The sequence below is a fragment of the Flavobacterium gelidicaeli genome, assembly GCF_013294005.1.
Lineage (GTDB): Bacteria > Bacteroidota > Bacteroidia > Flavobacteriales > Flavobacteriaceae > Flavobacterium.
Genome location: NZ_JABSNK010000002.1, coordinates 471,664 through 481,462, shown reverse-complemented (window position 1 = coordinate 481,462; position 9,799 = coordinate 471,664). Strand labels below are relative to the sequence as shown.

Below are 9,799 nucleotides of genomic sequence, written 5' to 3'. Positions count from 1 at the left end.
ATGAACGTAGAAAATCGAAAATAAGACAATCAGGAAAATATAAATCCGTAAATAACTATAAAAGAGTGATCTAATCCTTAACTTAATGACATTGGGATAGCAGCAAGCTACCGAAGTAGCGCGTATAGCCCGACACCATTAAAAAAAGGGTCTCATCAACACATTGCTGATAAGACCCTTTTTTTAATGGGGGCACGCCCAAAACGATAACGAACTTACTTAACCCTTTATTTTTTTTAATGCCGCTTTGATTCCGCGAATTATTGATGAACTAAAACCGTGCGATTCCATTTCGCTTAATCCCGCAATGGTACAACCTTGCGGTGTAGTCACGCGATCAATTAATTGTTCTGGGTGTACTTGTTCTTCCATTAGCATTTTGGCTGCTCCTTTTACAGTTTGCGCCGAAATCTCTAATGCTGTTTGCCAGTCAAAACCAATCTCAATTCCTGCTTGCATTGACGCACGTATGTAACGTAATGCAAATGCTGTCCCTGAGGCCGCAAGCACTGTTGCCGCATCCATTAATTTCTCATCAATAACTGGTGCTGTACCAAGATCTGCAAAAAGTTTTACCACTTTTTGACCTTGCTCAATGTTATCTTCATGGAAAGAGATACAAGTAGCCGATTCTCCAAACTGCGCTGCAATATTTGGCATAATGCGAATAGCCTGATTATCATTACCAATTTTTTCTTGCAATGCTTCAGTTGAAAGTCCAGTTACTGCGGAGGCAATTATTTTATTCTTTACAACTGATAAAATTTCGGATAAAACTAAATCAACTTGATACGGTTTTACGGTTAAAATAATGACATCAGCTTGTTGAATATTGTATGTATTATCAGTTGCAAGGGTAATCCCTAAAGCTTCTAAATGCTGAATTTTGCTAATATTTCTTCTAGTAACCGTAATGTTATGGTTGCTGGAGAATTTTGCAAGTCCGATAGCAACAGAAGCGCCTAGATTTCCGCCTCCTATGATGTGAATATTCATTTTTTTAGTTGTTAGTTGGTTGGTTATTATAGTTCAATAGTTTTTTTTTAAATTTTAAAAGCCCAGAATCATTCTCGCAATAGAGAAATAAATTAAGATTCCACAAATATCATTACTAGTCGTAATAAATGGCCCAGTAGCTAATGCGGGGTCTACGCCAAATTTATCCAATAATAACGGCACGAAAGTACCAATAAGAGAGGCAATAATAATCACTGACATTAAGGCGGAGCAAATTACAAAACCGATTATAGGTGGTTCATCCAACAGAAAATAACTTCCTAGAAATAATATACAAGCTAAAATACCTCCGTTTAATAAACTCAAAGAAATTTCTTTAATCAAACGTCTAAACAGCGAACCGCTTAAGGTATTGTTAGCCAAACCTTGCACTATAATTGCTGATGATTGCACACCTACATTTCCTGCCATTGCGGCAATAAGCGGAGTGAAAAAGAATAAATTTCCGTGTTCAGCCATTGCGCCTTCAAACAAACCCAATACTCTTACGGTAATAAAACCTCCTAAAAGTGCTAAAACTAACCATGGTAAACGCGCCTTTGACAACTCAAGAATACTATCATCTGCTTCTACATCTTGTGAGATACCCGCTGCTAATTGGTAATCTTTATCGGCTTCATCTCTAATTACATCAATAATATCATCAATAGTAATACGCCCAACTAACCTCCCCATTGCATCAACGACTGGAATAGCTTCTAAATCGTATTTTTGCATGATTCGCGCTACCTCAACATCATCAGCATCTACATTTACGTATGTTACTTTCTTGATGTAAATTTCGGATATTTGCGTTTTTGTAGAAGTTGTTAGTAAATCTTTTAAAGACAACCTCCCTTGTAATCTGTTCTCGTCATCAACCACATAAATGGAGTGTACACGAGACACATTCTCGGCCTGGGCGCGCATTTCTTTTACACAAGTAAGTACGCTCCAGTTTTCATTAACTTTTACTAATTCCTTCCCCATTAATCCCCCAGCGGTATCCTCATCATAACGCAATAAGTCAATAATGTCTTTTGCGTGTTCTAAATCGTCCAACTCAGAGATTACCTCTTGTTTTTTGGATTGAGAAAGTTCAGCGATGATATCTGCGGCATCATCAGTGTTCAGCTCATCTAACTCTTCTGCAATCTCTTTTGGAGAAAGTCTTTTTAAGATATTCTCCCTTAAATCGTCTTCTAATTCTAAAAGTATTTCAGATGTTTTCTCTGAATCTAATACTTTAAAGATATAAGTTGCCTCGTCAAAATCTAGTTCGTCCAGAATCTCGGCTATATCGGCATGGTGCATTTCACCAAGAAGACGCTCTAATCCGGCGTCATCCTTGCTAACAATGTATTGCTCTAATTCGAGTATTAAGTCTTTACTGATTTTAAATTCCATCGGCTTCTATTTTTTTAGTAAGTTCAATAAATTCTTCAACGCTAAGTTGTTCTGGTCGTAAGTTAAAAACAATATCTTCTCTTAATTCATCTGATAAATTCAATGTTTTTAAACTATTACGAAGCGTTTTACGTCGCTGTTGAAAAGCAGTTTTAACTACTGTAAAAAATAATTTTTCGCCGCAAGGCAAACTATAATCCGCTTTTCTACGCATGCGCATCACACCTGATTTTACTTTGGGTGGCGGAATAAACACGTTTTCATCAACAGTAAATAAATATTCTACATCGTAGAAGGCTTGCGCCAAAACAGAAAGTATTCCGTAAGCTTTACTTCCTTTCTTTTCACAAATACGTTGTGCAACTTCTTTCTGGAACATTCCTGCAAATTCAGGAATTTGGTGTTTTAACTCTAATGTTTTGAAAACGATTTGAGTAGATATGTTGTATGGGAAATTCCCTATGATAGCAAATTGCTTTCCCTCAAAAACTTCATTGATATCGTATCTTAAGAAATCCTTTGAGATGATTCTATCTTTTAATTTTGGGTAATTCTCATCTAAGTATGCAACTGACTCTGTATCGATCTCAATTACATAAGTATTAATAGGCTTATCAAGCAAGTACTTTGTAAGCACTCCCATTCCAGGCCCTATTTCTAAAACATCCTCATATCCTTCTAGATTGATGGTATCTGCAATTGCTTTAGCAATGCTTTCGTCCTTCAAGAAATGTTGGCCGAGGTGTTTTTTTGCTTTTACTTTTTCCATTTTATTTTATTTAGCACGAAGACACAAAGGACAGCGTGTAATTATTATTGTAACTTACTTTTTGCAACTATAAAAAGAGTAAGTTTACGATTATTCTGTGAGCAATTAAAGCCGAATAATCCATTTAGTGTTCTGAAACCACTTGTAATTCTGTTCTAAAAGCCAAGACTTTATCTCCAAACAATTTCTCAATTTCAGCACGAAATAGTGGTCCATCTTCTTGGTAATATTTCTCTAAAGTTTCCTTACTATCTGTTGTGTATTGTGCTGAATAGGTCACTCCACCCATTTCTTCTTCGATTAAAACACGTACTAATCTAGCCGAAACAAATTTACCTGTTGCAAGAATTTCTGGAATATGTTTATGTTGCATCCAGATCATCCATTGATCGTGAATACTCTCGTGTACATTACTTGTTACGTTATATATTATCATTTTTTTCTGTTTAAATATTGAACAGTTTAATCGGTTAAACGATTGCCCAATTAATTATAAATTACTATCTCCTCTTAATTTTCTAAAAGCTTTTCTTGCTTCCACAAAATAAATACTGTCTTCATGATTAAAAATTATTTTCTCATAAAGTGGTTTTGCCTTTTCTGGCAATGCCAATTTCTTATTGTAAATTTCAGCTGAAAAATATAGTGCTTCGTCTACATAGATACCGTCACTGTGATTCGTTATTATTTCTTGGTATTGGCTTAAAGCCAAATCAAAGGCACCTCGTTTTTCATAGACCTTGCCCAATCGCAATAAAGTAACCGCTTCTATTTCTTGTCCTTTAAACTTTTGTAAAATAGCCTGAAACTTTGCAATTGCTTCATCATTTCTATTTTGATACAACAGATAATCACCTTTAGCAAATTCCTTTAATGCCGTTTGCGTAGAATCAGCGACGGTATTATCATTAACTAATAAGAAATATTCTAAAGCATCGTTAGCGATCAACTGGGTATTAGCTGATTTTAATTCTTTGAATTGTTTTAACGCCCATTGAAAATCAGTTTTAAAATAACTTGTTTTGGCGGCTTTTAAACTAGCTTCATGAGCAACAACATCATTCTTTAAATCTAATTCTATTTGAGAATAGTACAGTAAAGCTTGATTGAATTTTTCTTCATAAAGTAGAATATCTGCAAGTTCCATCTTTGTTTGTGCTATTTCATAATCATTAAGCTGTAACGCTAATGCTTTATTGATAATAACTCTTCCTTTTTCTGGATTTTTAAGATCGAAAGCCACAAAATGCGCCTGAATAAGTTGCAAAGATAAGGTAAAAGGAGTGATTTCATATTTGGCAAGCAAAGCATCTAACGCTGAGTTAATTGCAACAAAATCTTTCTCCTGCGCTTTTTCGATTTTCATTTTAACCAAATACGTATCTGCTTGAATGAGTAGTTCTAGGTCAGTGGTATTTTCGATTATAAAATTTAGGATTTCGGTAGCAGTTTCTTGATCCTCTTCTTGAATTGCTTGTTGCGCTAAACCTATAATGGTAGATAATGACTCTGGGTTGCGTTTATAAATTGCCTTTTCTTGAATGAATGCTTTTCCAAATTCTTTTTGTTGCACATAAAACCAACTTAAAAAACGGTTCCAAAATACATCTTGCGTTTTTTGCACTCGTAAAATCAATGCTTTTCTCACATTATCACTAAAAGCAACATCAGCCTCGTCAGCCATATAACGTGCCAATTGACTCTTGATTAAATTAGAACTTTGTGGGGTGGCGTACGCTTCATCTAACAGCGTACTAATCATCATATCGGTATTCCCTAATTGCCCAAAAAGCAATGCTTTTTGATAATTAAAATTATAATTAGGTTCTGTTGCAGTAGCCGTTTCGTATGCTTTTAACGTGTAGTCTAATAATGTTTTTTTCTCGAAAGCACTAGAAACGCCGTAAACATCACGGGCATTTTTTTTAATTCGCTCTATTGCCTGCTCGTAATATGCTTTAGCTTTAGCTTCCTCTTTTTGCAATTGAAAATTAAAACCTAACTCTACCAGAATATTTGCCTGATTGTATTTATTAAATCGGGATTGGAGGAGTTTTTCTGCTTCTTTATATTGTTGTAATTGTTGGTAACAATCTACTGTTCTTAGAAAATACTGCAAGTTTTGCGGTACACTTTCTAGTAATTCTTCATAACTAATTTTAGCTTTTTCAAAGTCGCTTTTTTCATAATAATATTCGGCTAACTCTTCGTTTTGAGAAAACGAAAATAGTGAAAATGACAAAGTGATAAAAAGAAAAAAGTACTTCATGTTAAAGGTGTTCAGTATTCAGTGTTCAGTTTGCGAACCGATGTATAATTCAGAAGCAAACTGAACACCGATCACTGAGGACTGAACACAAATTAGTCTATAATATCAAAACCACAGTAAGAACGTAAAACCTCAGGGATTACAATTCCTTCAGGAGTTTGATAGTTTTCTAAAATTCCCGCAAGTACTCTTGGCAAAGCCAATGAACTTCCGTTTAAGGTATGTGCTAGTTGGCTTTTTCCATCTTTATCTTTAAAACGCAATTTCAAACGATTGGCTTGGAAAGTTTCAAAATTAGATACTGATGAAATTTCTAACCAACGGTCTTGGGCTGTTGAGAAAACTTCAAAGTCATAAGTCAACGCTGATGTGAATCCCATATCACCACCACAAAGGCGTAATATTCTATAAGGTAATTTCAATTCATCTAAGATTTCTTTGATATGCTCCACCATTCCGTCAAGCGCTTTATAAGAATGATCAGGATGCTCGACGCGCACGATTTCTACTTTATCAAATTGGTGCAAACGATTCAAACCACGAACGTGTGCTCCATAAGATCCTGCTTCACGACGGAAACATGGCGTATAAGCTGTTGTTAAGATTGGAAAGTCACTTTCGTTCAAGATTACATCTCTAAACATGTTCGTTACCGGAACTTCTGCTGTAGGAATCATGTATAAATCATCTGTAGCGTCATGGTACATTTGCCCTTCTTTATCAGGTAATTGTCCAGTTCCATAAGCCGACGCTTCATTTACAAAAAGAGGCACTTGCACTTCATTGTATCCAGCTGCTGTATTTTTATCTAAAAAATAATTGATTAATGCACGTTGTAACCTTGCGCCTTTCCCTTTATAAACTGGAAAACCTGCTCCTGTAATTTTTACTCCTAATTCAAAATCAATGATATCGTATTTTTTAACCAATTCCCAATGCGGCTGTGCTCCTTCATGTAAAACGGGAACAACGCCAGCTTCAAAAACATTTAAGTTTTCTTCTGGTGTTTTTCCTTCAGGAACAATATCTGCTGGAAGATTAGGAAGCGTGTATAATTTCTCAGTTAATTCACTCACCAAGGCATCAGCTTTTTCAGCCAATTCTTTGCTTTGTTCTTTTAACGCTACTGTTTTTTCTTTTAAAATTGTCGCTTTGGCTTTCTCGCCTGCTTTCATTAATTCACCAATGTCTTTGGACAATTTATTAGATTCAGCTAAAACGTTGTCTAAAGCCACTTGTGTAGCACGACGTTTTTCGTCTAGTTGTACAACTTCTTCCACCACGTTTTTGACGTCTAAATTCCTTTTTGCCAACGCTTGGATTACTTTCTCCTGATTCTCTCTAATAAATGCAATTTGTAACATAGCTTGATTTTTAATGCTCTACTTTATAATAATGGAAGCAAATTTAAGGAAATGTTTAATACTAACGACGGAAAGTTTTAGGAATAATCTATTTGCTCCTATTGTGTAAAGAAGCACAGGCAGTTCGTATTGATTTACTCAAAAATTAGCACAACAGATGGTTTGTTATTACAATACTTAAATTAAAGAGTGGAACAATGATATGATACTAAAATTGATCACAAAAATTACAAAACATCATTATGACACACTGCATTATTTATCATAAGGTGTTTAACAAGAACGAGTGACTTAATCTGAGCCTTTCCTACTAATTTTCAGTAATCCAAAATTCGTATTTTATTAACTACATTTTTTTTTATTTCTATTTTAATCCCTTGTTTAATTAAATTATATACATATATTTGGAAAACCAAATTGGTTATCCAGTTTAAACAAAACATATCAAAGGCTAATTCACATCTTTTAATTGGTTTATTTTCAGTATTTATCTTTTAAAACAATAAAGAGATTTTATAATTAGCTATCTCATTTAAAAGAAAACAATAAATATTCTGAACAGTACATTTTTTCAATCACTTTCAATTTTAGATCATTCGTATTATTGAAAACACAGAAAGGAGCCTAGAAACAACAACAAAAATAATTTTGAAATTAATTGATAATGAAAAGAATCGTATCCATTTTAAGTCTGCTAATTTTACTTATTTCGTGTAAAGAAATAGCCGTAGCAAACAACTTGAAACCAAAAAATGACATCAAAGTAAAAAATATAACCGAGCTACGCAATGCTATAAAAAACAGCACTGCTGGTGACAATATCATTCTAGCTAACGGTATTTGGAAAGATGCTGAAATTAAATTTTACGGAAAAGGAACAAAGGAAAACCCTATCGTTTTGAGAGCCGAAACTCCTGGTAAAGTTTTTATTGAAGGCGTTTCTAACTTAAAATTAGCAGGTAGCTACTTAGAAGTAAGGGATTTGTACTTTAAAAATGGATACACGCCTTCTAATGCCGTGATTCAATTTAAAATCAACAACGATTCTATTGCTAACAATTGTAAAGTTACACAATGTGTTATTGAAGAATTTACACAACCTGACAGAGATGTAAGTGACCATTGGGTAGAATTCTGGGGCAGACATAATGAATTAAGCAACAATTATATTACCGGAAAATCTAATTTTGGACCAACAGTAAGGGTTTTTCTTGATGGTAATGAACATGTTAATAATTACCACCAAATCATAAACAACCACTTTGGACCAAGACCTCGTAAAGGAGGACCACATGGAGAAACGATTCAAATAGGCGATAGCGAGACTTCAATGACGCCGTCCTACACGAACGTTTACAACAACTTGTTTGATCGTTGCAATGGTGAAGTAGAAATCATTTCGAGTAAATCTAACTTTAACGAATTCAAGAATAATGTGTTTTTTGAAAGTGAAGGATCTTTAGTTTTAAGACACGGAAATTACGCTAAAATTGACGGAAACGTTTTCATAGGAAATGATAAGTCTGATCAAATGGGCGGAATTCGCGTCGTAAATACAGGACATTGGATAACAAATAACTACTTCTACAAAATAAACGGAAATTCATTCAGAAGTGCTATTGCAGTGATGAACGGAATTCCGAAATCATCCTTAAATCGCTACAACCAAGTAACTGATGTTGTTGTCGCTCACAATTCGTTTATTGATTGCAAATCGCCTTGGCAATTTAGTGTAGGTTCTAATGTAAGTCAAAAAGAAGTGTTGCCTAAATCTGAAATTCGTTCTGCGCGTCCTGAGCGCGTAGTCATTGCAAACAACTTAATTTACAATGAAACTGCAGACACTAACCCTATTGTAAACTACGATAAAGTGGATGGAGTTAATTTTAAAAACAACTTCATAAACAACGAAAACAAAAGTGAAGTTAAACCCGCAGGATTAATCACGAGCGATTTTTCAGTAACTAAAGCAGCAACCGATTTATTTGTCTTGAAAGAAAACAATCCTAATGTATATGCAGGATTTGACTTTGAAACCATTACAAAAGATTTCTTTGGAAACGATAGAACTGCAGCTAACAATAGCGTTGGCGCCATCGTAAATCCCATAAAAACAAATCCTGTTTTAGTTGATAAAAGCAGATTTGGAACCAACTGGTTTTTGGTTGAAAAACCTAAAGCAGCAGTAAATAAGATCACTGTATCTAGTTCAGCAGAACTTGTAAACCAACTTAAAAAGGCAGTTTCTGGAACTATCATTGTTTTGAAAAGCGGTACTTTTAAAGTTGACGAAACGTTACTTATTGATAAAGAAATTACTATTACTTCTAGCGATGCTAAAAAGAGATCTAAACTAGTATTTACTGCTGCTAAAACAGCTTTTGAAATGCTTCCTAAAGGAAATTTAATCTTAAAAGACATTGTCCTTATGGGGAATAAGTCGCAAAATGCTTTTACTACTTTAGACAAAAATATGAGTAAAGCGTATGATTTAAGCATCGAAAATACGGAGATCTCTAACTTTAAAAATGTTTTAGAAGTATCAAAAGGGTCGTTTTCTGATACAGTTTTGGTGAACAACTCAGTGATTAAAGACTGCGAAAATGGTTTTCTTTTAAATAAAGAAACGAATGACGGTGGAGATTACAATGCCGAATTTGTAACTTTTACCAACTCTAAATTTGATAATATTCAAGGATTAGTTTTGGATTATTATCGTGGTGGTTATGACGAGTCAACCATTGGTGGAAACCTAAAACTACAAGGAAATACTTTTACAAATTGCGGAAAAGCACAACCAGAACATATTTTAATTAAAAATAGAGGTATTGTATTTGTGGAAATTTCGAACAATACATTTACAAATAATCCTGTAAAAACAATTGCCGTTTTATGGGGAGAAAAAGGACAAGAGCCGGTAAACAATACGATTACCAATTCAGGTAAATTTGAAATTGTTCAAAACCTAGAAATGAAGTTAATGTACTAATAATT

Annotated in this window: 7 protein-coding genes; 1 reads left to right on the top strand and 6 read right to left on the bottom strand. The window is 34.3% G+C overall.

What is annotated here, in order from left to right:
* Nucleotides 1–219: 219 nt before the first annotated feature.
* From proC to serS, 6 genes are all read right to left on the bottom strand, one after another.
* Nucleotides 220–996, bottom strand: a complete 777-nt coding sequence (gene proC, locus HNP99_RS04735; protein WP_173851799.1) for a pyrroline-5-carboxylate reductase — start codon at nucleotides 994–996, stop codon at nucleotides 220–222.
* 54 nt (nucleotides 997–1,050) lie between these two features.
* The gene (mgtE, locus tag HNP99_RS04730) at nucleotides 1,051–2,403 is read right to left on the bottom strand and encodes a magnesium transporter (protein WP_173851797.1); all 1,353 of its coding nucleotides are present in this window, start codon (nucleotides 2,401–2,403) and stop codon (nucleotides 1,051–1,053) included.
* Nucleotides 2,393–3,172: a 16S rRNA (adenine(1518)-N(6)/adenine(1519)-N(6))-dimethyltransferase RsmA gene (gene rsmA, locus HNP99_RS04725; RefSeq protein WP_173851795.1), complete on the bottom strand. Its 780-nt coding sequence runs from the start codon at nucleotides 3,170–3,172 to the stop codon at nucleotides 2,393–2,395. The genes mgtE and rsmA overlap by 11 nt, the downstream gene beginning before the upstream one ends.
* A 124-nt stretch (nucleotides 3,173–3,296) precedes the next feature.
* Nucleotides 3,297–3,608 carry a DUF4286 family protein gene (locus HNP99_RS04720; RefSeq protein WP_173851794.1) on the bottom strand — a complete coding sequence of 104 codons (312 nt, stop codon included), beginning with the start codon at nucleotides 3,606–3,608 and terminating at the stop codon, nucleotides 3,297–3,299.
* Nucleotides 3,609–3,662: 54 nt separating this feature from the next.
* On the bottom strand, nucleotides 3,663–5,441 hold the full coding sequence (locus HNP99_RS04715; RefSeq protein WP_173851792.1) for a tetratricopeptide repeat protein: 1,779 nt from the start codon (nucleotides 5,439–5,441) through the stop codon (nucleotides 3,663–3,665).
* A 92-nt stretch (nucleotides 5,442–5,533) separates the two neighbouring features.
* The gene (serS, locus tag HNP99_RS04710; protein ID WP_173851790.1) at nucleotides 5,534–6,805 is read right to left on the bottom strand and encodes a serine--tRNA ligase; all 1,272 of its coding nucleotides are present in this window, start codon (nucleotides 6,803–6,805) and stop codon (nucleotides 5,534–5,536) included.
* A 664-nt stretch (nucleotides 6,806–7,469) separates the two neighbouring features.
* Here serS and HNP99_RS04705 point away from each other — a divergent pair.
* On the top strand, nucleotides 7,470–9,794 hold the full coding sequence (locus HNP99_RS04705; protein ID WP_173851787.1) for a chondroitinase-B domain-containing protein: 2,325 nt from the start codon (nucleotides 7,470–7,472) through the stop codon (nucleotides 9,792–9,794).
* Nucleotides 9,795–9,799 lie beyond the last annotated feature (5 nt).

Excerpts from the sequence above, each read along its gene's own strand:
- proC (WP_173851799.1), bottom strand. The coding sequence starts at position 996 with ATGAATATTCACATCATAGGAGGCGGAAATCTAGGCGCTTCTGTTGCT.
- mgtE (WP_173851797.1), bottom strand. The coding sequence starts at position 2,403 with ATGGAATTTAAAATCAGTAAAGACTTAATACTCGAATTAGAGCAATAC.
- rsmA (WP_173851795.1), bottom strand. The coding sequence starts at position 3,172 with ATGGAAAAAGTAAAAGCAAAAAAACACCTCGGCCAACATTTCTTGAAG.
- HNP99_RS04720 (WP_173851794.1), bottom strand. The coding sequence starts at position 3,608 with ATGATAATATATAACGTAACAAGTAATGTACACGAGAGTATTCACGAT.
- HNP99_RS04715 (WP_173851792.1), bottom strand. The coding sequence starts at position 5,441 with ATGAAGTACTTTTTTCTTTTTATCACTTTGTCATTTTCACTATTTTCG.
- serS (WP_173851790.1), bottom strand. The coding sequence starts at position 6,805 with ATGTTACAAATTGCATTTATTAGAGAGAATCAGGAGAAAGTAATCCAA.
- HNP99_RS04705 (WP_173851787.1), top strand. The coding sequence starts at position 7,470 with ATGAAAAGAATCGTATCCATTTTAAGTCTGCTAATTTTACTTATTTCG.